Source organism: Bradyrhizobium iriomotense (assembly GCF_018130765.1).
In the GTDB taxonomy this organism is placed as follows: Bacteria; Pseudomonadota; Alphaproteobacteria; order Rhizobiales; family Xanthobacteraceae; genus Bradyrhizobium; species Bradyrhizobium iriomotense_A.
On sequence record NZ_JAFCJZ010000003.1, the window covers coordinates 187108 to 212261 of the forward strand.

The 25154-nt window shown below is 62.2% G+C and carries 23 protein-coding genes; 17 read left to right on the plus strand and 6 right to left on the minus strand.

Annotated elements, in window-relative coordinates:
* The first annotated feature begins 76 nt into the window (after nt 1–76).
* The 10 genes from JQ635_RS07100 to dusA all read left to right on the plus strand — a co-directional run bounded on the left by JQ635_RS07100 (nt 77) and on the right by dusA (nt 12919).
* On the plus strand, nt 77–598 hold the full coding sequence (locus JQ635_RS07100; protein ID WP_211409155.1) for a hypothetical protein: 522 nt from the start codon (nt 77–79) through the stop codon (nt 596–598).
* A 288-nt stretch (nt 599–886) separates the two neighbouring features.
* Nucleotides 887–1246, plus strand: a complete 360-nt coding sequence (locus JQ635_RS07105) for a hypothetical protein (protein ID WP_211409156.1) — start codon at nt 887–889, stop codon at nt 1244–1246.
* 1006 nt (nt 1247–2252) lie between these two features.
* Nucleotides 2253–4364, plus strand: a complete 2112-nt coding sequence (locus tag JQ635_RS07110; RefSeq protein ID WP_433996557.1) for a TonB-dependent receptor — start codon at nt 2253–2255, stop codon at nt 4362–4364.
* Between the two features lie 61 nt (nt 4365–4425).
* A complete protein-coding gene (locus JQ635_RS07115; RefSeq protein WP_211409157.1) occupies nt 4426–4842 on the plus strand; it encodes a ParB N-terminal domain-containing protein in 417 nt (138 codons plus the stop codon).
* Between the two features lie 10 nt (nt 4843–4852).
* Entirely contained in the window at nt 4853–6244 is a 1392-nt protein-coding gene (locus JQ635_RS07120; protein ID WP_211409158.1) for a Y4yA family PLP-dependent enzyme, read from the plus strand.
* Nucleotides 6226–7236, plus strand: coding sequence for a PLP-dependent cysteine synthase family protein (locus JQ635_RS07125; protein WP_211409159.1), 1011 nt, complete (start codon nt 6226–6228; stop codon nt 7234–7236). Before JQ635_RS07120 ends, JQ635_RS07125 begins: the two co-directional genes overlap by 19 nt.
* On the plus strand, nt 7233–8375 hold the full coding sequence (locus JQ635_RS07130; protein ID WP_211409160.1) for an NAD/NADP octopine/nopaline dehydrogenase family protein: 1143 nt from the start codon (nt 7233–7235) through the stop codon (nt 8373–8375). The genes JQ635_RS07125 and JQ635_RS07130 overlap by 4 nt, the downstream gene beginning before the upstream one ends.
* On the plus strand, nt 8372–10261 hold the full coding sequence (locus JQ635_RS07135) for an IucA/IucC family protein (protein ID WP_211409161.1): 1890 nt from the start codon (nt 8372–8374) through the stop codon (nt 10259–10261). The genes JQ635_RS07130 and JQ635_RS07135 overlap by 4 nt, the downstream gene beginning before the upstream one ends.
* Entirely contained in the window at nt 10258–11475 is a 1218-nt protein-coding gene (locus tag JQ635_RS07140) for an MFS transporter (protein ID WP_211409162.1), read from the plus strand. The genes JQ635_RS07135 and JQ635_RS07140 overlap by 4 nt, the downstream gene beginning before the upstream one ends.
* 448 nt (nt 11476–11923) lie before the next feature.
* Complete coding sequence (gene dusA / locus JQ635_RS07145; RefSeq protein WP_211409163.1) at nt 11924–12919, plus strand: tRNA dihydrouridine(20/20a) synthase DusA; 996 nt, start codon at nt 11924–11926, stop codon at nt 12917–12919.
* A gap of 58 nt (nt 12920–12977) precedes the next feature.
* Here dusA and JQ635_RS07150 read toward each other — a convergent pair whose 3' ends face one another.
* The 6 genes from JQ635_RS07150 to JQ635_RS07175 all read right to left on the minus strand — a co-directional run bounded on the left by JQ635_RS07150 (nt 12978) and on the right by JQ635_RS07175 (nt 18549).
* Nucleotides 12978–13646 (minus strand): outer membrane protein, encoded by a 669-nt coding sequence (locus JQ635_RS07150; RefSeq protein ID WP_211409164.1) that lies wholly within the window; start codon nt 13644–13646, stop codon nt 12978–12980.
* A gap of 167 nt (nt 13647–13813) precedes the next feature.
* Nucleotides 13814–14368: a TIGR02281 family clan AA aspartic protease gene (locus JQ635_RS07155; protein ID WP_211409165.1), complete on the minus strand. Its 555-nt coding sequence runs from the start codon at nt 14366–14368 to the stop codon at nt 13814–13816.
* Nucleotides 14369–14396: 28 nt separating this feature from the next.
* On the minus strand, nt 14397–14600 hold the full coding sequence (locus JQ635_RS07160; protein ID WP_211409166.1) for a DUF1289 domain-containing protein: 204 nt from the start codon (nt 14598–14600) through the stop codon (nt 14397–14399).
* A gap of 44 nt (nt 14601–14644) precedes the next feature.
* Complete coding sequence (locus tag JQ635_RS07165) at nt 14645–16240, minus strand: sensor histidine kinase (RefSeq protein WP_211409167.1); 1596 nt, start codon at nt 16238–16240, stop codon at nt 14645–14647.
* A 139-nt stretch (nt 16241–16379) separates the two neighbouring features.
* Nucleotides 16380–17654 carry a sodium:proton antiporter NhaD gene (gene nhaD, locus JQ635_RS07170; protein WP_211409168.1) on the minus strand — a complete coding sequence of 425 codons (1275 nt, stop codon included), beginning with the start codon at nt 17652–17654 and terminating at the stop codon, nt 16380–16382.
* A gap of 22 nt (nt 17655–17676) precedes the next feature.
* Nucleotides 17677–18549: an NAD(P)-dependent oxidoreductase gene (locus tag JQ635_RS07175; RefSeq protein WP_211409169.1), complete on the minus strand. Its 873-nt coding sequence runs from the start codon at nt 18547–18549 to the stop codon at nt 17677–17679.
* Between the two features lie 197 nt (nt 18550–18746).
* Here JQ635_RS07175 and JQ635_RS07180 point away from each other — a divergent pair, with 197 nt between their 5' ends.
* The 7 genes from JQ635_RS07180 to JQ635_RS07210 all read left to right on the plus strand — a co-directional run bounded on the left by JQ635_RS07180 (nt 18747) and on the right by JQ635_RS07210 (nt 25131).
* On the plus strand, nt 18747–19196 hold the full coding sequence (locus JQ635_RS07180) for a VOC family protein (RefSeq protein ID WP_246583351.1): 450 nt from the start codon (nt 18747–18749) through the stop codon (nt 19194–19196).
* A gap of 85 nt (nt 19197–19281) precedes the next feature.
* Entirely contained in the window at nt 19282–20418 is a 1137-nt protein-coding gene (locus JQ635_RS07185) for an Mrp/NBP35 family ATP-binding protein (protein WP_211409170.1), read from the plus strand.
* Nucleotides 20419–20620: 202 nt separating this feature from the next.
* A complete protein-coding gene (locus JQ635_RS07190) occupies nt 20621–21709 on the plus strand; it encodes a TRAP transporter substrate-binding protein (RefSeq protein WP_211409171.1) in 1089 nt (362 codons plus the stop codon).
* 361 nt (nt 21710–22070) lie between these two features.
* A complete protein-coding gene (locus tag JQ635_RS07195) occupies nt 22071–22421 on the plus strand; it encodes a YunG family protein (protein ID WP_211409172.1) in 351 nt (116 codons plus the stop codon).
* Nucleotides 22422–22783: 362 nt separating this feature from the next.
* The gene (locus JQ635_RS07200; protein WP_211409173.1) at nt 22784–23341 is read left to right on the plus strand and encodes a MarR family winged helix-turn-helix transcriptional regulator; all 558 of its coding nucleotides are present in this window, start codon (nt 22784–22786) and stop codon (nt 23339–23341) included.
* A gap of 496 nt (nt 23342–23837) precedes the next feature.
* A complete protein-coding gene (locus JQ635_RS07205; protein WP_211409174.1) occupies nt 23838–24617 on the plus strand; it encodes a carboxymuconolactone decarboxylase family protein in 780 nt (259 codons plus the stop codon).
* Nucleotides 24618–24732: 115 nt separating this feature from the next.
* Nucleotides 24733–25131: a (R)-mandelonitrile lyase gene (locus tag JQ635_RS07210; RefSeq protein ID WP_211409450.1), complete on the plus strand. Its 399-nt coding sequence runs from the start codon at nt 24733–24735 to the stop codon at nt 25129–25131.
* The last annotated feature ends 23 nt before the right edge of the window (nt 25132–25154 follow it).

Consider the following 25154-nt stretch of genomic DNA (forward strand, 5'->3'; position numbering starts at 1 on the left):
GTCTAATCCTCAGCATCGCGAATGCGTAGCTTCTCCAAATGTACCAGGTTGTGGATTTGATGGAGCGGCCAATCCTATGATGCTGATCGGGTTTGTCTCCACTAACGCCAAAGACGTCGCCATCAGGTTCGTGACGGTCTTCGTCATAAGTCTCCTGCTAGCGCTGTTACTCAATTGGCTCGCGCCGTATCGGATTGACGCGACGCAGGGGTTTGTCCGAGGCGCGGCGGGGGCAATTGCCGCTGGGCGTTATGAGGCGGCGTTCGTTTTCGGCTTTATGTTGGGCTATACTTTCGTGGTCGCTCCGTTTTTTTTCGGCGCTACGCGAAGGATGTGGAGCGCAATTGATGCGGGTCGGTACGATCAGTCGCGCATAAAGGTCTCGCCCATTTACCTGACCGTCCTTGTAACGGCCGTCGTGAGCTATTCGCTCTACTTGGCCGGCGTGTGGGTCAGGCAGACGATTCTCCAGGATTCGATGTTTGGTTATCTCTTCGCGTATCAGGTCTACACCTCGATCTTCCTTCTCTCTGTCTGTGACCTCGCCATTGCGCTGAATCTTCGGTTGCGTGCCGGAGCGAGGCGTGCAGTGAAATGACTCTCGGCGCGAGTTCGCTCCCGTCGACTTTCAGAAATTTTAGCGATGTGCGACAATTCAACTCAGGATTTTGATAGACGTAAATTACTACTCATCTTTCGCTCGTGGTAGCTCTATTCAACATCAGCGCGCTGCGAATTGGAATGAACGACGAAATTTGTGCGGCCAACGTGAGCGCCTCTATAGGCGCAGTTTTCGTCGTCTTCCGCTTCTTGCTCGGCCTCGTGCGAGGAGGCGGAAGTGCAAATTTGACTCGCCGGCCGCGGCTATTTTCTTTTCATCGCTTTGTTGAATGCCTTCATCCTTGCGATCCTAATCGCCGTCATCTTCTTTGTTCGGTTTGCGGACTACATTGGCGCGATTCTGGGCGGCATCTTGGTCATGGGCGCGCTCTATGTACTCCGAAACGCCATCGTCTTCGATCTCGCCTGCCTTCAGCGCCCCCACCTCGCAATCAACGTGTCCAGCGGAACTATGTCTATCGAGGCCCAGCGCCGTGAGCTGGTGATTAGCGCCTCGAACGTTCGTGAGTACTACGTCTACAACAACAAGCTCGTACTTCGGGCGCACGCTCTGTCTGGCCAGCCTAATGTCATGCCCGCCGCCAGAATCCGTAACGGGCAGTTCGTTGTCATCTACTTGTATTAAATAGGAGACGTCGCCGCGTTTCTGCGCGAGCTCCGAACGTTCGACGGCTCTTTCGAGGACAAGCTCAAGGTCAACACAGGGATGTTCATTCAGGCGATAGGAAACGTCTGAATCATAAAAGGGAAGTAGGGGCACTCATGAGCGATAACAGCACCACGGCGGGGCGGTGGGGCGCTGTGTTTGTCGATGAACGAAATCATGTCGTCCCTGAGAACAGAAGCAGCGCTTTGGAACCGGTGGTGACCACGACGAAGCGAAGGAAGCCGACCAGACGGCGTTCAGAGCGAACCGGTCGAGCCGCTTTGCGAGTCGTCGCGCTCCCTTTGATCCACACATCTTGCGCTGCGTCACGTCGTCGCAATGAAGGCGACAGAAGCGCGCAGCAGTCACTCCATCACGAAGATCTGGAAACGCGAGGGCTTATTGCGGCGCTCCGCTAGGGAAATCATGCGCCTCTGATGAACGCACTCTCGTCCATCTTCCTGCAAAAGTTCAGCGGCATTGATCTGGAACCTTCCAAGCGCCATTGGCGCGGCGTCAACTGACTCGAGTTCTCGATGATCGAGACATTCTAAGTCCTGGCGCACGCATTTGCGTTGCGGTCGCGCTAACGTCTCTCTACAGAAGCGGTGCAGATATTTCGCAATCGGACGTTGTCAACGATAGCCGTAGGCAACTAACCCAGAGCGCGAGTCTGCGTAGGAGCTTATTCACGAACCATAAGTGTCGGCCAAGTGCGGGCGCGGCGACGGATCTTCGATCCGTGGCTGCTGCAGCCTGAGCGCGGAGTCGTGTCACGTTGGCCGACGTACTGCCGATGAGGGACTTTCTGGGAATGCGACGTGCAGATGGGATGGGAACGGTAGCTCGCATTGGTGCGACGCTGCTTGGTGGAGTAGCGTTGCTGGCCTGGTTTGAATCGCCCGCGCTATCGCAGACATCGCAAGGCGCGAACTCCCTTCCGCCCGTAACGGTCGATGCGCCGACGCCGAACTCGATCCGCCGTATGCCGATCAAACGGGATGGCGCCAGAGCCCGGTTGGCTTCACGGCGCATCGCGGCAGTTCGTGCTCCGCAGACGGATACAGTCGCGGGACAAGCGCAGCAGTCGCGGTCGGGTGTCGCGCCCGCGTTCGCCGGGGGGCAGGTCGCTCAGGGCGCTCGGCTGGGGATGCTCGGAAATACCGACACAATGAAGTCGCCGTTCAACGTGACGAGCTACACGGACAAATTCATCCGGGACCAGCAGGCTGCGACGGGTGCGGATGCGTTGATCCTCGATCCTTCCGTGCGAAGTTCCCACCCAACGGGCGGTGTGGTGGACTCGTTCAACATTCGCGGTTTCCCGATCAACGAAGGCAACAACGGTGAGTTCGCCTTCGAAGGTCTTTACGGAATTGCGCCGACATACCGCATCTTCACGGACTACGTCGAACGTATCGAGGTGCTGAAGGGTCCTTCGGCCGCGCTCTCCGGAATTGCGCCAAACGGTGGCGTTGGCGGCGTCATTAATGTCGTGCCTAAACGCGCGGAAGAGGACTTGACCCGCCTGACTGCGAGCTACGGCTCGACCGCACGATTTGGCGGTCACTGGGATGTTGCGCGGCGTTACGGCGACGGCAGGGAATGGGGCGTGCGAGCCAGTGGTAGTCTCCGCGACGGCGATACGCCGATTGACCGTCAGTCCGAAACGACGGGCGTCGCATCGCTGGCTCTCGACTATCAGGGCGAACGGTACAGGTCCTGGCTCTACCTCATCGCCCAAGCCGATCGGTTCGACGCTCCGTCACGTCCATTCCTCGTGGCTCCCGGCCTGCAAGTACCAAAGGCGCCGGACGCCCGGCTGAACGTGACGCAACCCTGGGAATGGTCGCATATCAACGATCAATCGGTCCTCTGGCGCAACGAATACGATGTAAACGATCAGGTTACACTGTTCGCCGATGTCGGGGGATCGCGGACCAATGTCGAGCGGTTCTTCGGTCTTCCGACGATCACCAGCGCGAGCGGCAACACCACCTCGACGCCACAATTCTTCGGGCTCAGCATTGATCGGTACACGTATGATGGCGGTGTCCGGTCTCGCTTCGATACCGGGTTCGTTCACCATGCCGTCACCTTCCAGGCCTCGGTCTATCACGACGAACTGTACCGGCGGCTCACCAATGGCAGCCTGGTCGCGTCGAACATCTATAATCCGACGGTAGCCCCAACGCAGTTCGCAAACGAGACCCCGGGGCGTCCTCGGCTCTCGGATAGTCAGCTCACGGGGGTCTCGATTGCCGACACCTTGTCCGTGCTCGATGAGCGGGTGTTGCTGACTTTGGGTGTACGTCGCCAGGGTATCGAAGCGAACAACTATCTCTCCAACGTCGGAACGCTAACGTCGTCCTACGACAAGAGCGCGACCACCCCGGTGGTCGGGCTGGTCATCCGGCCCAAGGACAATGTCTCCCTGTACGCGAACTATATCGAAGGACTTGCCCGGGGCGACGTGGCGCCCCAGACGGCTTCCAATTTCGGCGAAGTGCTTTCGCCCTACATCGCCAAGCAGTACGAGGCCGGCATCAAGGTGGACTTTGGCAGGTTTGCAACCACCTTCAGTGCCTTCGAAATCTCGAAGGCGAGCGGCGAACTGTCCGCCGGGCGCTTCGCCGCGACCGCCGAGCAGCAGGTGCGTGGCCTCGAGCTCAACGTCTATGGTGAACTCGTGCCCGACGTTCGTGTCCTTGGAGGCGTTTCGCTGCTGGACGGCACGCTGACGAAGACAGCGGTCGCCGCCAATTTGGGTAACACGCCAATCGGTGTTCCGAACGTACAGGCCAACATAGGGGCAGAGTGGGATCTCCCGTGGATGAGAGATCTCACATTGAACGGAGCGGTCATCTACACGGGGAAGCAGTTCGTCGATACCGCAAACAAGCAACAAATCCCGGATTGGACACGACTCGATATCGGTGCCCGCTACACGACGGCGATCAACGGCAAGAAGACGGTCTTCCGCGCAAACATCCAGAATGTGACTGGTGAAAGTTACTGGTCCAGCGTGGCCTCATTCGGCACGTTCTTCTTGGGAGCGCCGCGCACGTATCTCCTGTCGATGACCGTCGACATGTAATCGCAGCTCTCACAGCGTGGTGAGACGTTTCGGATCCTGCTGAAGAATCAGGCTGATCGATATGCAAGTTTGCCTCCTTTCGCCAACATGCTTGATCCCAACCGAAGAGGTCGATCCTTACGGGGTGGAGGAGCTACAGGCGCAAATCCTCGGTGCGGGTTGTTGGACAGTTCCGATCACGGCGGAGAAGGATGCCCTGTTTGTGATGGACGGTCATCACCGGCTGGCAGTTGCGCACCTTCTGCAGTTGCCGTTGGTGCCAGTAGTTCTCCTGGACTACACCGCGGTCCGGGTGGAGAGCTGGCGCCCGGACCAGACGATTACACCCGCGTCCATCTTCGCGATGGCGCGCAGCGGCAGGAAGTTTCCCTGCAAGACGACACGGCATATCTTCGATCAGAGCCTTCCCAATTGCAATTTGCCATTGGAGAGCTTGCACGTCCTTGCTCCGACGGAACGCGCTGTAGCTCGTGCCTGAGGGGGAGGCAATGACCTTGTATTGCCACAAGCCCGGCGCAGGCCTCCCGCCGATCCTGCGACCAAGCGTGACGAAGCTCCTGAATGGCAACAGTCGGCTGCTGATCGATTGGATCACCCAATATGGGTCTCCGGTCAATTTGATTTGGCCCGATGAGCTTCAAACGAATCTCGCCGCACTCAGAGGCGTCTTGCGAGAAAGCGGTGTTGCAAGCGCCATCTACTACGGAGCGAAGGTCAACAAATCGCCTGGGTTATTGGCCGCAGCGTTGCGTGCGGGGGCCGGCATTGACGTCTCGAGCCTCTATGAGTTTCGCGATGCCAGGCAACTCGGTGCCGTCGGCACCCAACTCGTGGCGACGGGCCCGGCGAAGACCGCAGCTTTCCACAGGGACCTTATCAACTGTCACGCTCTCATCTCGTTGGATTCACCGGAAGAGCTCGAGGATCTTATCCGCTGGCTGCCGACGGGCGGCGCGGCTCAGCCGGTGCTGCTGCGTTTGCGTCCTACCAACCAGGCGCGGAGCCGCTTCGGGATGCCGGCGGCGGCCATCCGGCACTGTCTGTCCCGGATTGCCAACGAAGACGGACTGCGCGTTGACGGGCTGCACTTCCACCTGAGTGGTTATGATTGGGAATCTCGTGCGCAGGCGATTGGAGAGGCCGCTGACCTGATCACGGAAGCTCGGGCGCGAGGTTTTGCGCCACGTATGATCGACATCGGCGGCGGCCTGCCGATTCAATACGTCGATCAGAGCGCTTACCAGGCGCATCTTGAGAGACTAACGGCTGAGGACTACCGCACCGGAAAGGTGCCTACATCCTTCTATCCCTACGGCGGAGAGCTTTCTGCGGCCGCGTGGCTGCGCGATTTGCTGCGCGCGCGGATGGCCGATGGTCGAAGTCTCGCGAACTATCTTGTTCACGAAGGGCTGGTGCTCGGGATGGAGCCCGGCCGAGCACTGGCCGATCAGGTGGCAATTTCCGTTTTCCGCGTGCTGCGGGTGAAAGCCGTTGGCCCCGATACCCATGTCGTCTTCGTCGAAGGCAGCAGCTTCAGCGCTTGCGAGACCTGGTTTAGCTCCGAATTTCTGGTCGATCCGATCTTGGTGCCGGCCTCTCCGTCGCCTGTCGGCGCGCGATCGATTCGAGCCTATTTGGCGGGCCACAGCTGCCTGGATGATGACGTTCTCAGCAATCGATGGCTCACCTTTCCGATCGCTCCGCGCGCTGGAGACCTCCTGATCTACGCCAACACCGGCGGCTACCAGATGGATCTCCTTGAAAACGAATTCCATCGCCATCCGATGCCGAGCCGCCTTTGCGTGGTTGAGGATGCGAAAGGACAGCTAACGCTCGTTCCCGACACGACAGGAGAGGCAAAATGCTCTGCACGACCGTAAGCCAGTTGATCGGCCAAACGCCGGTTATGCCGATCGCCGTCCCTAACAGCGACGCCACGCTTGTGCTGAAGCTTGAAAAGAATAATCCGGGTGGTTCGATGAAGGACCGCATGGCGCGCAGCATGGTGCTCACCGCGCTTCAGGACGGGCGGCTTCAGCCGGGCGGTACGATCGTGGAGTCGTCATCCGGAAACACCGGCATCGGGCTGGCGTTGGCCGCAGTGGAGTTGGGCCTACGTTTTATCGCTGTCGTCGATCATCACGCTGCGCCGGATAAGATTCGCACCATGCGCGCGCTGGGCGCAGAAATTCGCTATGTCGAGGGCGATTTTCGGGAAGACGAGGTCGCGGTGGTTGAGCGCCAACGGCTGGCCGCCCAACTTGGTGCCCAGCTTCCTGATGCGTTGTTCATGAACCAATCCGACAATCCGGCAAACCCGGAAGGCTATGCGGGTTTCGTCGACGAATTGCTCGCACAGCTTCCGGAGGGCATCGACGCCTTTGTCGGGTGTGTCGGCACTGGCGGGTCAATGACCGGTATCGCCCAGCGTCTGAAGCGGGCTAACGCTGCTATCCGTACCATTGCGGTTGAGCCGGCCGGCTCGATCATCTTCGGCAAACCTGGACATCCCTATTACCAGTCGGGCACCGGAACGCCTGCGGGCGACGAAGTCGGCAAGGTGCTCGACTACGGTTGCATCGATGAAGGGGTCCAGGTCACCGACGGCCAAGCCTTCGAAACAGCACGTTTTATCGCGCGGCGCTACGGGCTTCTGGTCGGGGGCTCGACTGGGGGCACTATATACAAGGCGCTGGAATTCATCGCGGCCGGTAAGCTGCATGGTACGGTCGTCACGCCCGTTGCCGACGGTGGCGAGAAGTATCTCGGCTCGGTCTTCGACGATGAATGGATGGCCAAGCGCGATTTGTTGGATCCGACAATCGCCGCACAACTCGATGCCTGGCTACCTGGAAGAGCGCGCGCAGCATGAAGGTGACGATCTGCGGCGCAGGGCGCACCGGGCATTTGAATGCCGTGCTCTTCAAGCAGCGGCCAGATATCACTGTTTCCGTCCTGACGGGAGCGCCTGCGGTCGCCGACCGGTGGGCGGGCGGTGATGGCGTTTGGCGGGCACAGACGCCCGACGGCCGCCTGTTGAGTGGGCGACCAGACTATGTTGGCATCGATCCGAGTAAGGCACTCGTCGACACCGACATGGTGATCGTGACGCAGCCGGCCCACGCGCGGCCCGCGCTTCTCCACGGCTTCGCACGGCATGTGCCTCGGGACAAGCTGGTTTATGTCGGCGCGATTCCTGGCTTTTGCGGCTTCAACTGGCTCGCGGCCAAAGCTCTTTCGGGCGTGGACAATGTGGTGATCTGGGGCATGAAGGACGTGCCGCATACCGCTTTTGATCTGGCGCCGGGTGAGCGGGTTCGTATGGGTGGGGCCAAGGCTCAGCTCTTTGCGGCGCTCCATCGCCGCGAGACCGCCGCGAGCCGCGACAAGCTTCAGGCGATGCTGAGCCGCCTTTACGAAGCTCCGGTCACCCTGCTGCGTGACTATCTCGAAATCACCCTGACGCCGGGCAACGCATTGATGCATCCCGCCGTGCTCTATGCCTTGATCGGTCCCGGCGCCCCCTGGGAGAACGAGCCCTTTGATCGTCCTCTATGCTGGTGGAGCGATTGCCCGCGCTCGGGTGCTGAATTGCTGGAGGCCTGCGATGCGGAAAACCAGGCAATCTGTCGTTCGGTTGAGCTACGTTTGGGCATTGATCTGAGCTCAGTGAAGCCGCTGCGACAGGAACTGATCGAGGCCTACGGCAGCCAGATCGAGGACGATCGGTCCATGTATACGCTGTTGCGAACCAACCGTGCTTACGCCGGCATTCACGCTCCGCTTGTTCCCAATCCCGACGGACCCGGCCTTGTCATCGATCGCGCAAGCCGCGCCTTCCACGAAGACATAGCTTGCGGGCAGGCGCTGCTTGTGGAATTGGCCACGCGGCTTGAAGTGGCAACGCCGGCGATTGCGAAAACTTACAACTGGGCACTCAACTACCACGGCGGGTTTGCAGAGAGTGCGCCGGCCTGTTTGCCCATCGGCTGGCCGGAGGAAGCGTCGTGAAGAACAAGGTGCTCTCCTCCGCAGATGCCGAAGCCCGGGTGCGCGACGCGCAGCTTTGGTCGGCCGCATCGCGTAATGCGCTCAACCGGTTGGTTCGCTGCCTGTTTGCCGAGCGTCTTCTTGAACCGGATGCATTATTGTGGGCGCGCGACGGCAACCAAGCATGGCTTCCCTTTGGGCCGTCGCGTGGGGGCCTGCAATTCAGCGACCTGCGGCGTGCGCCTGCCGGAACATTGCTAAATCGTGGTCCTATTGAATTCCTGGACGAGACCGGCACACGATCCTCGATCGACGACCCCTCCGAGCTCATCAGGCTGGTCACGCCCAGCCTGGCGATCCCGCCCGCATCGGATGGCGTGCAGCATCTATTGCGCGACGTTGAGAACAGCATGCGCAACGACGTCCTGGCACGCCGTCACCGGGAGCACTGGAGCGCCGATCTGCGAGGGAAGGTCGCCGAAGCAGGCGTGCAGGGGTTTCTCGCATATCTGCAAAAGAGCCAACCACCGCATCTGACGGCGATGGCTCTCGATCAATGGGGCGCGCTGGAAGGGCATCCCTTCTATCCGACGTGGAAGGCCAAGCCAAACCTGTCGCCCGAGGACGTCACGGCCTTGTCGCCTGAGTTCGGTGCGCGCGTGCGCGTTCGAATCGCAGCGTTGCGCAAGGAGTGGTCCTATGTTGAGAAGATGCCCCATGTCGGCAGCTATTCGGAATGGTTCGCGCAGAACTTCCCCGAGCTCTGGCGCGACTGGGCCGCAGGATTGATTGCACGTGGGAAGTCCCCTGAGGACTGGGTACCTCTGCCTGTCCATATCTGGCACCTCGACAATTTCGTGCACCGCGAATTTTCATCCGAAATCGCTTCCGGAGCCTTCGATCCTGACGGCCCAGAGGTTGTGACGCTGCCGTCAATGTCGTTCCGCACAATGCTGCCGGATACACAGGAACCGAGGCCCTTTATCAAACTGCCGGTGGCGATCTGGATGACCAGCGAACAGCGCACTCTGCAGGCCAAGTCGATTCACATGGGGCCGCGTCTTAGCACTCTGATTTCCGATATTCTGTCAAAGGAGAGGGATATCTCCGACAGGTTGGAGATCTTCACCGAAGAGCTGGGGGCGATCCTGCATCACCCCGCAACGGGCGACGAGCATCCGGGCCGTTTCCTTTCGGTTGTCTACCGCAATTCCGAGGCTCTGGCACGGGACGATGGATTGCTGCCGATTACCGTCGCGGCACTGTTGACGGCGAGCCCGATCGATGGCCGCCCGCTCATTTGCGAATTGATTGCACGAAACGGCAATGAGAGCGAAGCAGAGATATCTGCGTTCTTCCGCGCCTATGTGGAGACCGTCATCCGGCCCACGCTCGCCATGTATCTGCTTTACGGGATTGCCTTCGAGGCGCATCAGCAAAACAGCACGATCCTGTTCGACGAAGCTGGCCGCCCGCAAAAACTCCTGATCCGTGATTTCGGTGACGGCCGCAGTTTTTCACCGCTCTCTAGGGAACGAGGGCACCAGCTCAAGCCTTTCACTCGCGCGGGGATATTACCCACCACGTTCGATGACGATATCAGTCTTGTGCGTTCGTTTGTCATCGACGCGTGCTTCGTCTGTCACCTCCACGAGATGGCACTGTGCCTCCGCGAACATTATTCTATGTCGGGTGCAGGCCTCTGGCGGATCTTGCGGGAGGAGACCGAGGCAGTTTTCGACACGATCAGGCCGCGCATGTTGTCGGACGTTTTCTGGCAGGAGGAACTCACGGCCTTTCTTGAAAAACCCTGGCGGAGTCGTTCGGTGCTGCGGATGCACTTGGAGCGCTATCGCGACTATCGGGTTGAGCACGAGTTGCCAAATCCACTGGCGGGAGCGCAATGACAAATGCTTCCGTCGCGGTTCGCGGCTTCGGACCTGTTTTTGCTTTGCTGTTCGGCCTGCAATTCGTTTCCATGGGGGCGATGGAAATGAGCGGTCCATTCTGGCCGATCCAGATCAAGGCATTGAGCCCATCCAACGGCGTCTTCGGACTGGCAGGCGTTGCCGTCTATGTCGGCCCGATGATCGGAATGTCTCTCACCAGCGCCCTTTGGGGGCGAGTCGGCGATCGCTATGGCAACCGGCTGATGATGGTTCGCGCGCTCGGCGGTCTGGCCGTCACGCAGCTACTCGTTGCCATTGCACCGGATGTCTGGACGATCATGGCGTTGCGCTTCCTGCAAGGTGGCTGCGCCGGCTATATCGCCCCGGCCCAGGCCTATGGCGTCCAGATCACCGGCGGGAAGGATCGCGCAAGCCTCTTTGCCTGGCTTCAGGTTGCCACCAACGTGGGCTCGCTGGGTGGCGCTTTCCTGGGTGGGCTCATTCTCGATCGCTTCCCTTTTGCGGCCGTCAATCTGACGGCCGGGATAATTTGTGCGCTGTGCGCTGCCGTTGCCTGGTCGAGCCTGCCGGTGCCGGCGCCAGGAGCGGTTGTTGAGAATCCCGGAAACGCAGCTACGGCAAAACCTTCGACGTCGACCGTGGTTCCGATCGCAGCTCTCCTTGCCTTGATGGGAATGCTGCTGGCCAGCCGCATGGTCCTCCAAGTTCCTTTCTCATTGTACATGACCCAGGTATTTGGTGTCCGGCACTGGGTGTCCGGCCTGACCTATGGGCTACTGGCTTGTGGCTTTGTTCTGGCCGCGCCGCTGTGGGCGCGACTCTTTGAGAATCGAACGCCATCCTATGTGCTGGGGGGCAACGTGCTCATTTCGGCCGCGTGCGCGTTGGTTACGCATCTGGCCGGCGGCACGGGCTCGGTTGCCGTGTTCGCGCTCCTGTATTTTATCTGGGGCGCGCTTCTTGGGGGAACGACGCCGGTTCTCCTCGCGCATGTTTCGACAACTGCGGCCAATGATCGGCAAGGGTCGGTTCTGGGTCTTGCGCAAGCGTCCCAGCAAATCGCTTCCGCAAGCGGCATCATTGCCGGCGTCAGCGTTACGCAGCTCTTTGGTCTTGAAGCCGCGTTTCCGCTCGTCGCGACGCTCTACGCTTTGTCATTCTTGTCGGCGCTGGGCATCTGGCTCAAGACTGCGCACCCCAAAGGAAGCTGACGATGACGGAATATCAATCGCTGCTGCATGCCGCGGTGACTGCACTTGTCCTGACCGCCTTGCTTCCGACAGCAGCTGCTGCCGACGAACCTGGACCGACGCAGACACAAGCGCCGCTGAGCTCCCTTCGTTCAAGGGCCAGGAAGACAGCCTGATCGACATTGAATCGGCGATCATCCAGAAGCCTGATGTGGTGGTGTGCACGGAGGACGGAATGGCTTCATCAGGAGAACGCCATGCAGGGGAACTCGGTGAACGCCGCGGTGCGTGTGCACTCAGGGCTTCGTGTGCGCCCTGTGTGCACTGAGACCCAAATTTGGTGTTTTGGCATCTACCCAGGGGATATGAATCTGTAAAAAAGCAAAATATATCAAGGCTTGTTCATGCTGGATTTGCCAATCGGTCCGGCCCGTTAGAGGCGCGAATGGCGCCAAAATAGATCAATGAAATGAACCGCTTAGACCGCAAATTTTCCTGCGCACCGATGATGGATTGGACTGACCGGCATTGCCGGGTGTTCCACCGTCACCTGACCCAACGGGCGCTGCTCTATACGGAGATGCTGACGACTGGTGCCGTCATTCACGGCGATCGGGAACGGCTGCTTGGGTTCGATGGGATAGAGCACCCTGTGGCGCTTCAGCTTGGCGGCTCGGATCCGCGCGAGCTCGCGCTGGCCGCGCGGATCGGCGAGGATTTCGGCTATGACGAGATCAACCTCAATGTCGGTTGTCCGTCCGACCGCGTGAAGGACGGCCGCTTCGGCGCCTGTTTGATGGCAGAGCCGGAGCTCGTGGCGCGGTGCGTCGACGCGATGAAGCGGGCGGTCGCCGTGCCCGTCACGGTGAAGTGCCGCATCGGCATCGATGACCAGGATCCTGAAATGGCGCTCGATACGCTTGCGCGCGCGGTGGTTGCGTCCGGCTGCGACGCGTTGATCGTGCACGCCCGAAAGGCCTGGCTCAATGGATTGTCGCCGAAGGAGAACCGCGACATCCCGCCGCTTGATTACGATCGCGTCTATCGTCTCAAGCGCGCGATGCCCGATGTGCCTGTCATCATCAATGGCGGCATCCCTGATATCGATGAGGCGAAGGCGCATCTTGAGCATGTCGACGGCGTGATGCTCGGCCGCGCCGCCTATCAGGAGCCGTGGCGGCTGCTCGCGGTCGATCACGAGATTTTCGGCGCGCCGGCGCCGCACGCGACCATGCAGGACGCGCTTGCGGCGATGATGCCCTACATCGAGGAGCAGCTCGCGCGCGGCACGCGGCTGCACGCCATCACGCGGCATTTCGTCGGCGCCTTCCACGCCGTGCCCGGCGCACGTGCGTTCCGCCGGCATCTCGCCGAGCAGGGTGTCAAGCCGGGCGCAGGCCTCGACGTGCTGCGCGATGCGATCGCGCGCATTGGTGCGCGCGTGCCGGCGGAGGCCGCTGCTTAGCCGCGCCCATACAATATAGGAGCCGGATCGCAGGATCCGGCCCTTGGTCGATCCGCAATCAGCGGAACAGGTCGAAATGATAGTTCACGCCGACGCGGAAGGTGTGGAATTTCGCGGCATTCCAGTCCGGCAGATCGTCGTGCTTGAACTCGGTGTAGAGATACTCGGCCTTGGCCGACCATTTCGGCAGGAATGCCCACTCGACGCCGCCGCCTGCGGTCCAGCCCATCTTCATCTTGTTGATCGGGCCGTCCTTCAATTCGCCCGCGGCAAGACCCGCGGTCCCGAAGAACAGCAACCGTGAATCCATCGTCGCGATGCCGGCGCGGGCCCGGCCGGTCATGAACCAGGGGATGCTGACGGCGGCGCTGTTGAGCGCATCGTGGTTCTTGATATCTCCCCCCTCGAAGTCGTTCTCGATGCCGACCACGAAGATCGGCGAGAGCTGATAGTTGTAGCCGACTTGCACGCCGCCGAAGGCACCCTTGACCTTGCCGCCGCTCACGCCGACGAGGTTGTTGAAGGCATCGTCGCCGCTCTCGGTGTAACCCGCGTTGAGGCCCGCATAGAGACCCGTCCACGAATAGACCGGCTGCGGGGCCGTGTAGGCGGCGGAGGGCGCAGCATAGCGCGGCGACAGGTCGGCAGCGCTGGCACTGCCCGCGGCGACCGTCGCGGCAAAGGGCAGGGCGCGCATCAGGCGACGTAAGGCGGCTCTGGCAGTCATGACTCAAATCTCCCACTTGGCCGCTTCCGGCGGGAAGCAGCACTTGTCCAACCCCGATCCGGGAATGCCTCTGTTATAAACCGACCAGACGGTTTGTAAATAGCGCAAATGCCACACCTCTGCGCATTCGGGCGGGCCTGCCCAGGATCGTGGTTGAGATGGAAGGATCAGTCGACCGCGGTGCGCGAGCGGCGATGGCTGCTCTGCAGCTCGGGATAGCCCGTGAGCATCAGCTTGTCGGCGCGCACGCCCCAGCTCTCCAGGCGGTCGAGAAAGCTCATGCCGAGCAGATTGGTCTTCATCTGGCCGCGCTGCACGACGAGGGCAGGCACCGATTTCTCGACGAGATGGCCGACGGCGAGACGATCGAGCGTGAGCCGGGCCGCTTTGGTGTGGCCGCCTGCGGTCTCCAGGTCGACGTCGTATTCGAGCATTTCCAGCGGCAGCCCGATCGCTCTCGCTGTCTCCCAGGTCAGCACCACGGAGGTCGCGCCGGTGTCGATCACCATCGGTGTGGCGACGCCGTTGATCTTCGCGCGCAGCGCGAATTCGCCGCCCTGGCCGCGCTGGATCTGCACGGCGGGGGGCGGGGCGGCGGCCTGTCCGCGGAAGATGTGCGAGACCTTGTGGCTCGCGCGCGCGATCTGATCGGGGTCGCCATAGGCGACGACGGCGCCCGCTGTGCCGGCGAGCATGACGAGGACGAGGAGGAAGCGGATCATTGCGCACCTCCAAAAGTGCGCAGGCCGGTCAGGGGCGTTTCGGCGATCCCGCGATCGGCTGCAAACCAGCGTCCGCCATGCGTGCTGGCAGCCGCGACATGACCGAGAGCCGTTCCGCGCTCTCCATGGCGTGCCAGCGCGCGATCTCCGGCAAGGTGCGGCCGCAGCCAAAGCACAGCTTGGTCTTGGGATCGATCATGCAGACGGCGACGCACGGCGTTTCTTTGCTCATTCGGACATAGTGGAGGATTGTCGGGCATGTCTGCAAGCATCTGGTTAGGAGCCCGTGCCTGCGCTCATGATCGGCTTGTGGCGCGGACGACGTTTGTCGTCGGGTACTGCGGACCCTTCCGGCTGGAGCGGCGGAGAATCGTCCGACAGCGGCGCCAGCGCGCTCATCACCCGCTCCGGCGGGAAGGTGACGATCACCTCGGTGCCGATGCGCAGCTTCGATTTCAGCGTGAATGTGCCGCCATGCAGGTCGATCAGGTTCTTGGCGATCGGCAGGCCGAGGCCGGCGCCCTGTTCGGCCGATTTGATCGAGTTGGAGCCCTGGCCGAAGGAGGCGAGCACCACAGGGATCTCGTCCTCGGGGATGCCGGAGCCGGTATCCTTCACCGACAGATATTGTCCGCCCGAAGCGGTCCAGCCGGCCTTGAGCCAGATCTCGCCGCCCTGCGGGGTGAATTTGATCGAGTTGGAGAGCAGGTTGAGCACCACCTGGCGGATCGCGCGCTCGTCGGCCCAGAGCCGCGGCATCGCCTGCTCGAACACCTCGTGGATGGTGATGCCGCGGCTGGACGCGCGCAGCTTCATCAAATGATGGCAGTCGGCGACGATGCCGACGAGCGATACGGCTTCCTCGTTGAGCTCGTAACGGCCGGCCTCGATCCGCGACAGATCGAGGATCTCGTTGATGAGGTTGAGCAGGTGCACGCCGGAATTATGGATGTCCGCCGAGTACTCCTTGTAGACCGGCACTGCATGCGCGCCGAAGATCTCGCTCTTCATCACCTCGGAGAAACCGAGGATGGCGTTCAGCGGCGTGCGCAGCTCGTGGCTCATCTGCGCGAGGAAGCGCGACTTGGCGACGTTGGCGGATTCGGCGCGGTGACGCGCTTCGTCCGAGATCGCCTTGGCCTGTTCCAGTTCGCCGATCAGCGCGTCCTTCTCGGCGCGCGCCTCGAGCGTCGCGAAGGTCGAGGAGTGCAGACGATGCGCCAGCAGCACGAAATAGCCTTCTGCGGCAATTGCCAGCGCGGCCAGGATGTAATTGTCCAGCGAGCCGATCATCGCAAAGCTCAGTGCCATCGCAACCGCGACCGGAGCGGTGGCGGCAAGGGCTGCGATCGGCAAGTTGGCGGCCAGCATGCTCGATACTGCGATCACCAGCAGCATCAGGAACATCATCAGCGTTTCCGTGACCATGTCGAGCACGGGATGGATCAGGATCGCCATCCAGCACAGGCCGTAGAGCAGGTCGAGCACGACGAAGCGGGTGCGCCAGGCGCGCGTCGCCGCGGGCGAGGCGGGCGCGGTCAGGAAACGGCGGCAACTGCGGACCATCGCACCGTGGATGCAGAGCATGCCTACGGTCCAGAGTGCGGCCGGGATCGGCTGCATCCACAGCCCGAACAGCACGCCGGTGGCGACAACCAGCAGCATCACGACATAGGAGGCGGACAATCGCGTCTGTGCATATTGGCGCAGCATCTCGGCGTCGAAGGCCGGCCGGGTTCCGCTGGTCGACGTTAACTTATCGCGGGCCTCGCGCACCCGCTGCGCCGCAGCCCTTCGGCTGCTCGCCGATGGAGCGCTCACCGGCTCGGCCGGAAGCTGCACTACCTCAGGCTTTTCAGCGGGGTTACTCATCGAACAACAACGATTCCTGCCCACGCCGGGCGCGGGCCTTCTGCATTGTCTATCTCTGGCAAGAAATCCTTAAGAGGTGACTTAAGGAGCTAAAGAATTACGTTAACCCGGCGTTAATTTTGGGGGGCGATTCACGCCGTCAGTGCAGTGCAGCGTGCTGGGCGACGTAGACAGCAGCTCCCGCCAGATAGCCCGCGAGCGCGGGCGGGGCGATGCGGCGGGCGTACCAGAGGAACTCGATCCGCTCGAGGCCCATGGCGGCAACGCCCGCGGCCGAACCGATGATCAGGATCGAGCCGCCGGTGCCGGCGCAATAGGCGATGAACTCCCAGATGAAGCTGTCCGGCGGATAATGCGCGAGGTCGTACATGCCCATGGTCGCGGCGACCAGCGGCACGTTGTCGATAACGGCGCTGAGCAGACCGAGCACGACGACGATGACGTCCTGGCGGCCGATCGCGGCATCGAGCCAGCGCGCCAGCATCGACAGCAGGCCGGCATGCTCGAGGCAGGCGACCGCAAGCAGGATGCCGACGAAGAACACGACCGAGCTCATGTCGATCCGGGTCAGCGCGTGCACCAGCGTGAGAGGCTGGCGCACGTGTTCGTCCTTGTGGCGATGCACGATCTCGCCGACCAGCCAGAGCACGCCGAGCCCGAACAGGATGCCCATGAAGGGCGCCAGATGCGTGACCGCCTTGAAGGCCGGCACTGCGATCAGCGTGCCGAGCCCGAGATAGAACATCAGGTTGCGCTCGAACCGGGCGATGGCGTCACGGTCCTCCTTGCGTGGCGGCGCAATGCTCTTGCCCCGCCGCGAATAGCTGATCACCGCGAGGGGCAGGAGGAGGTTGACGAGGGATGCCGGAAACACCGAGGCCATGATGCGCAGCGGCGAGATTTGTCCGCCGATCCACAGCATCGTCGTGGTGACGTCGCCGATCACGGTCCAGGCGCCGCCGGCATTGGCGGCGATCACGATGATGGCAGCGAACACCAGGCGGTCGTCGCGGGCGCCGACCAGCTTCTGGATCAGCGAGATCATGACGATCGTGGTGGTGAGGTTGTCGAGGATTGCGCTCAGGAAGAAGGTGACGAAGCCGATCAGCCAGATCAGCGTGATCTGGCTTGTGGTGCGGATCAGGGAGGTGATGACCTCGAAGCCGTCATGGGCGTCGATCACCTCGACGATCGTCATGGCGCCGATCAGGAAGAAGACGATCTGCGCGGTAGAGGCGACGGATTCGTCGAGCTGGCGGCCAACCAGCGCGTGGTCGCCCGTCGCAATCGCGTAGATGGTCCACAGCAGTCCCGCGCCGAGCAGCGCGGTGGCGCTCTTGTTGACGCGAAGCGGGTGCTCGAGCGCGATCGCCGCATAGGCAAGGACGAAGATGGCGGCGATCGCGATCAGCAAGGTGGTTTCAGATGGTCAGGCGTCAGCGATTGAGGCGGGCGAGCAGGCTCGACGTATCCCAGCGCTTGCCGCCCATCTTCTCGACCTCGGCGTAGAACTGGTCGACCAGCGCCGTCACCGGCAGATTGGCGCCGTTGCGGCGGGCTTCGGCGATCGCGATCGAGAGGTCCTTGCGCATCCATTCGACCGCGAAGCCGAAATCGTACTTGTTCTCGTTCATGGTCTTGTAGCGGTTTTCCATCTGCCACGACTGCGCAGCGCCCTTCGAGATGGTCTCGATCACTGCGGCGACGTCGAGGCCGCTCTTCTTGGCGAAATGGATGCCCTCGGAAAGACCCTGCACGAGGCCCGCGATGCAGATCTGGTTGACCATCTTCGTCAGCTGGCCCGAGCCGGCGGGCCCGAGCAGCTTGCACATCCGCGCGTAGGCGCCTGTGATGATCGGCTCGGCGCCGGCATAGACATCTTCAGCGCCGCCGCACATCACGGTCAGCACGCCGTTCTCGGCGCCGGCCTGGCCGCCGGAAACCGGCGCGTCGATGAACTTGAAGCCGGCCTTGGTGGCGGCAGCATCGAGCTCGCGCGCGACCTCGGCGGAGGCGGTGGTGTGGTCGACGAAGGTTGCGCCCTTCTTCATGCCGGCGAATGCGCCGTCGGCGCCGATCGTGACCGAGCGCAGGTCATTGTCGTTGCCGACGCAGCACATCACGAAATCCTGGCCCTCGGCGGCGGCCTTCGGGGTGGCCGCGGTCTTGCCGCCGAACTTGTCCGCCCATTCCTTCGCCTTGGCCGCGGTGCGGTTGTAGACGGTGACCTCATGGCCCCCTTTTTTCACGAGGTGTCCGGCCATGGGGAAACCCATCACGCCGAGACCGAGGAAAGCGACTTTAGCCATGTGTGGTACCTTGTCCGTAGCTTGGGTTTTACGGTTGTAGCCGGGCGGGGGGCGCCCAGGCGGCATCTTCGGGGTTCCGCCCTGGAGCGGATCGGGGCGCACCATAAACCCTTAAGGGCGGAGGGCAACGGCTTCGTTTGGCGCCCTCCTGTGCTAGGATGGCGGACCTCAAGAACTTCAAAACAAGGGAGCGAAACATGGGTGTGGGTTTGGGCGGCGTGAGCGTTGGCGTCCTCGATCATTTCAACATCCGGACCCGGAATCTGGCCGAGACGGTCCGCTTCTACGAGGACGTGCTGGGCCTGGAAAAAGGCGCCCGGCCGAATTTCGCCTTCCCGGGGGCCTGGATGTACAGCGAGGGCAAGCCGGTGGTGCACCTCGTCGATATTTCTCCGACCTCGGAGCCACAAAAGCCGGATTCCGGCGTTGTCCACCATGTCGCCTTCGTCAGCCGCGGGTTTGACGGCATGAAGCAGCGGCTGACGTCCAAAGGGATGAAGTTCGACTCCCGCCAGGTGCCCGGCGGCGACCTCTGGCAGATCTTCGTCCACGACCCCAACGGGGTCATGATCGAGCTCAATTACGAGGCGGCGAAGGAGCAGGGGGCTGCGCCCGCCGAGATGGCTGACGATATCGGCAGGCAGTAGCCTTTTGGTCGTTTCCGCTCTAATGGGGCATCCTGAAGCCTTGGGCCTGATCTGACCGGATCATGCCCCGTTTGGGAGATGCGCTTTGAGCGTGACGCAGCAACAGGTTCTCGACAGCCTCGCCCGGATCAAGTCGCCGCGCGGGGTTGCGCTCACCAATGCCAATGTGCTGAGCCCGATCAGCGCCTCCGACGGCAAGGTATTCTTCTCGATCAATGTCGATGCCGCCGAGGCGCGGACCTGGGAGCCCATCCGGGCCGAGGCCGAGGCCGCGGTGCGCAGCCTTGCCGGCGTCACCACCGTGATGGTGGCGCTGACCGCCGAGCGCAAGCCAGGCTCCGCGCCGCCGCCGCCGCCAACGCCGAGCCGCGGCACGCCGGGCGTGCAGCCGGTCCATGCTCACAAGCCGCCGCAGGGCGGCCAGTCGCCGATGGCGCGGCAGTCCGAAATTCCGGGCGTTGCCGCCGTCATCGCGGTCGCCTCCGGCAAGGGCGGCGTCGGCAAGTCGACCACTGCGCTCAACCTGGCGCTCGGCCTGCGCGACCTCGGCCTCAAGGTCGGGCTGCTCGATGCCGACATCTACGGCCCCTCGGTGCCGCGGCTGACCGGTCTGCGCGACAAGCCGGAACTGGATGGCGAGCGCAAGATGATTCCGCTGCGGCGCTTCGGCCTTGCCATCATGTCGATCGGCTTCCTGGTGGAAGAGGAGACCGCGATGATCTGGCGCGGGCCGATGGTGATGTCGGCGGTGACGCAGATGCTGCGCGACGTTGCGTGGGGCAAGCTCGACGTGCTCGTGGTCGATATGCCGCCCGGCACCGGCGATGCCCAGCTGACGCTGGCGCAGAACGTGCCGCTGAAGGGCGCCGTGATCGTCTCGACCCCGCAGGACCTGTCCCTGATCGACGCAAGGCGGGGGCTTGCGATGTTCAGGAAGGTCAACGTGCCCGTGCTCGGCATCGTCGAGAACATGAGCTATTTCCAGTGCCCGCATTGCGGCACGAAATCCGACATCTTCGGCCATGGCGGGGCGCGGCACGAGGCCGAGAAGCTCGGAGTCCCGTTCCTCGGCGAGATCCCCTTGCACATGGCGATTCGCGCCACCTCGGACGCCGGAAATCCGGTCGTCGACAGCGAGCCGGACGGCCCCCATGCGGCGATCTACCGCGCCATTGCGGGACAGGTCCGCGACCAGCTCAAGGGCGTGATCGCCGCGGCCTGAAGCGGAGAGGCCAGTCCATCGGAACATGCGACTTTCGTAGAGCCCCGTCATGCCAATGTCGCGTTCCGAAAGGCGGGCTTCCGTGTTAAAGGCCCACGGCAGTCAAGCCCCTTCGGTTCGACGCGGCCTCAACGCGTCGCCGGAATGAGCGGCGGCAAAAGAGAAGTTAAGGGGAAACGCCCCAGCAAGGAGAGACCTGAAGATGAAGCGTCGTGATTTTCTCAAAGTGTCGGCAGCAGGCGCGGCGGCGACCGCTGTGGCCTCGCCGGCGATCGCGCAGTCCTCGCCCGAGATCAAGTGGCGCCTGACGTCGAGCTTCCCGAAGTCGCTCGACACCATCTATGGCGCCGGCGAGCAGGTGGCGAAGTACGTCGCCGAAATGACTGACAACAAGTTCCAGATCCAGGTGTTCGCCGCCGGCGAAGTCGTGCCCGGCCTCCAGGCACTCGACGCGACCTCGAACGGCACGGTCGAGATGTGCCACACCGTCTCGTACTACTATGTCGGCAAGGACCCGACCTATGCGATCTACGCCTCGGTGCCGTTCGGCCTCAATGCGCGCCAGCAGAACTCCTGGTGGTACCAGGGCGGCGGCATGGAGCTCGGCAACGAGTTCTTCAAGAAGTCGAACGTGATCGGCTTCGCCTGCGGCAACACCGGCGCCCAGATGGGCGGCTGGTTCCGCAAGGAGATCAAGACCGTTGCCGATCTCTCCGGCCTGAAGATGCGCATCGGCGGCATCGCCGGCCAGGTGCTGCAGAAGGTCGGCGTGGTGCCGCAGCAGCTCGCCGGCGGCGACATCTATCCGGCGCTGGAGAAGGGCACCATCGACGGCGCCGAATGGGTCGGCCCCTACGATGACGAGAAGCTCGGCTTCGCCAAGGTCGCCAAGTACTACTACTATCCGGGCTTCTGGGAAGGCGGCCCGATGGTGCACTCCTTCATCAACCTCGACAAGTGGAACGGCCTGCCGAAGAACTACCAGGCGATCCTCACCAACGCGATGGCCAACGCCAACAGCTGGATGGCCGCGCGCTACGACATGCAGAACCCGGCGGCGCTGAAGCGACTGGTTGCCGGCGGCACGCAGCTGCGTCCGTTCACCAACGAGGTGCTGGAAGCCTGTCTCAAGGCGACCAACGAATTGTGGGCGGAGATCTCGGCCAAGAACGCCGACTTCAAGAAGTCGATCGACGCCATGCAGGCCTACCGCTCCGACGAATATCTGTGGTGGCAGGTCGCCGAGTACACCTACGACAGCTTCATGATCCGCTCGCGCACTCGCGGCTGATCTTTCGAACGAGTCGCAAGAGGGAAAAGCCCGGCCTCCAGGAGAGGTCGGGCTTTTTCTTTTGCCGCGACGTGTCCGAAGGGCCAAACAAAAAAATATCGAAAACAACCCCATGCACAGTAGAGGCGGGGTGGAGCGACGTTGTTCGGTGGATGCTGCCAACGGTTTGACGGATCGGGGCAAATCGGCTGGAGAGGCACAATCGTGGCGCAGCCGATTCGCTGCGCTCGCAATGACGGCGGATGGAGCTGGGCTCAGCCGAGCAACGAAGCCGTTTTGACTCGTCGGGCAAAACAGTGGCAGAATGTCATCGTCGTATAATCCGAAATCGGTAGATGGTGCCGATCCCCAGGAAATGACGATGAGCTTCAATCCCGATGACGTTCAACGCGCGCTGCGCAAGGCATGGTCGCTGTCGACTTCCAGCCAATGGACGGTGGACAATCCGGCGGCGGGGCAATGCAACGTCACGTCGCTGCTGATCCACGATCTCTTTGGCGGTGACCTGCTGAAAACGCCTCTGCCGGCCGGCGACCATTTCTACAATCGGATCGACGGTAAGCGGTACGACTTCACGGCGAGCCAGTTCGATCAGCCGATCGTTTACGTGGACGTGCTCACAGATCGGGTCGACGCGGAGCGGGGAGCGACACACGATGAGCTGGCTCAACTCAGGGCGGCATTTCGGAAGCACCACATCACATCAGCTTAGAGACTGCGACGGCTTTCAAGCGCTAACCATCAGCTTCCTTGCAGAAGACGTATGGATCTCGCTGAGTTCGCGTGGCGCCACAGGCTTCCGAACCTATCCGGGCGTGCGGGGCTCGATGCCCACCATCTCGACGTGAGTGCGGTACGTATTTTTTCGGTGTTCCTTTCCCGGAACGATCAGGCTATCGGAATCCCGCAATCGGGCTGAAGTCGCGGCGGCATCACCACCGCCGTTCCGGCATCACGGGACGGTATACCGGACCCAACAAGTCCCGACGGGAATTCAACCTTCATCGAATACGGCGGCTCTCGATCCTCGATCGAGAGCCAGGACGGCCGTTGCCTGGGGATTTATCAGTGACAATGGCAATTGAGATTTTACAGCTCCTGGTGCAATCGGCCGACAATTGGCTTTTTGAAGGCAGTCTTTCGGGTCTGAGCGATCGGGAATGGATGGCCTTGCGCTATCTCGCCCGCGCAAACAGGTTTTCGCGGACGCCGAGCGCTCTTGCCGGCTTCCTGGGCACGACCCGCAGCGCCGCATCGCAGATTGCCGCCGTGCTGCAGAGCAAGGGGTTGATGGTCCGCAAGCCAGTTGCAGAGGACAAGCGCTCGATTGCACTCTGTCTCACGGGAGCAGGCGAGAGATTCCTCGAGCATGATCCGATGAACGCTCTGCGAGATCGGCTTGTGGCACTTGATGTCACCGATCGATCTCAGCTGCGCGATACGCTTCGCCGCCTCCTGGACGGCCTCGATGTTGCCAAGCGCCGTCATCATGCCGACGTTTGTACTGGGTGCATGTTCCTGATCGAGAGGGGAGAGGGGAAGGACCGACATTTCAGGTGCCAATTCTTTCGGAAAGCCATCGCCCAAAAGGACACGACCCAGCTTTGCGCCTATTTCGAGGAACGGAGCTAGAGCGGAATGGCTCTAAATTGAATCGACTGGCCGCGGGCTCGTTCGAGCTTCTCCCGCTTGCGGGAGACGTCGGCATAGGCGGCCTTTGGGCACCGTTCTATAGGACGCCGATGCTTCGCATCGGCTATGGCGCCGGGTGGGGTTCTCTCCACACAGGGGTTCTCGCTTGTGGAGACACCCTCTTCCCGTAAGCGGGAGAGGGAGCGCACCTCCTTCGTTGCGTGCCACCGCGAGGAAGGCGAGGAGATCGCCGGTTTCGTCCCGGTTCATTAATTAGCCCAGCCAATAACTGCATTCGAAATCTATCGCCTAATCAGGGGCGCGCGGAAGCTCTAGGGTATCTCTCGCAAGGGCTCGCAAGCCCTGCGCTCGGACTGATTGCGATAGGCGCGCGGCTCAACACCGTGTTTCTCGTCAGCGCCATGACCGTGCTCTGCGCCGCGCTCGTCGCCTGGTGGCTGATCGTGCACCCCACAACATTGGAAGGACCCTCGCGATGAAGCTGCTCGCAGTCACGCTGTTTTCATTTTGCCTGTTTGCCGGCGACGTGAGCGCCGCCAGCGAGGTACAAGGAGCCGATCTCATGTCGAGGCCTGAAGACGTCCGCGCCGTCGCGCCCGCGCTCGAAAGTTTTGCGCAGAAGGTTCTCAAGGACGATCTCTGGAAGCGGCCGGGGCTCTCGGTTCGGGACCGCAGCATCGCCACCGTCGCGGCGCTCATCGCCCGAAATCAGACGGTGGAACTGCCGGCCTATCTCGGTCTTGCGCTCGACAGCGGCGTGAAGCCGTCCGAGATCTCCGAGATCATCACGCATCTGGCCTTCTACACCGGCTGGGCGAATGCGATGGGGGCGATCCCGGCGGCGAGGGACGCGTTCAGGAGCCGCAATATCGGCGCCGATCAGCTTCCGCCGGCGTCGGGGCCGCAGCTTCCGCTCGACGAAGCCGCGGAGAAGCAGCGGGCGAGCCGGGTCGGCGAGCAGTTCGGACAGATCACGCCGAGCCTCGTGCAATACACGACGGACGTGCTGTTCCGTGATCTCTGGCTGCGACCGGGGCTGGCGCCGCGCGATCGCAGCCTCGTCAACGTGAGTGCGCTGATCGCGACCGGCCAGGTCGCGCAGATCACCTATCATTTGAACCGGGCGATGGATAACGGGTTGACGCGTGAGGAGGCCGGCGAGGTGCTCGGGCATCTCGCCTTCTACGCCGGCTGGCCCAGCGCGTTCTCCGCAGCGCCGGTCGTCAAGGACGTCATCGAGAAGCGTCCGCATTGAAGGAAGCCGGGCCATGCCTCATGTCACACGCAGGGCCGCGCTGATCGGCGGCGCCGCTGCGATCGGATTTCACCGGCCGCTTGCGGCCGCAGCACAGAAGGAACCTGACATGGACATCGACATCAAACGAAACGGATCGCGCCCCTCTCAGAAGGGCCCGGCCGACTGGTTCACCGGAACGGTGCGCATCGATCCGCTGTTCCAGGCGCCCGATCCCGCGCGCGTGGCGGCCGGCCAGGTGACGTTCGAACCGGGCGCCCGAACGGCCTGGCATACGCACCCGCTCGGCCAGACCCTGATCGTCACCGCCGGTCTCGGCTGGGTGCAGCGGGAGGGCGGCCCGATCGAGGAGATCCGGCCCGGCGACGTCGTGTGGTTTCCGCCGGGACTGAAGCACTGGCACGGGGCCTCGCCGACGACGGCGATGACGCACATCGCCATCCAGGAATCCCTCGGCGGCAAAACCGTTGACTGGATGGAGAAGGTCAGCGACGAACAATATCGCAGGGGATAGCGCGCAGAGCCGTTACATCCGGC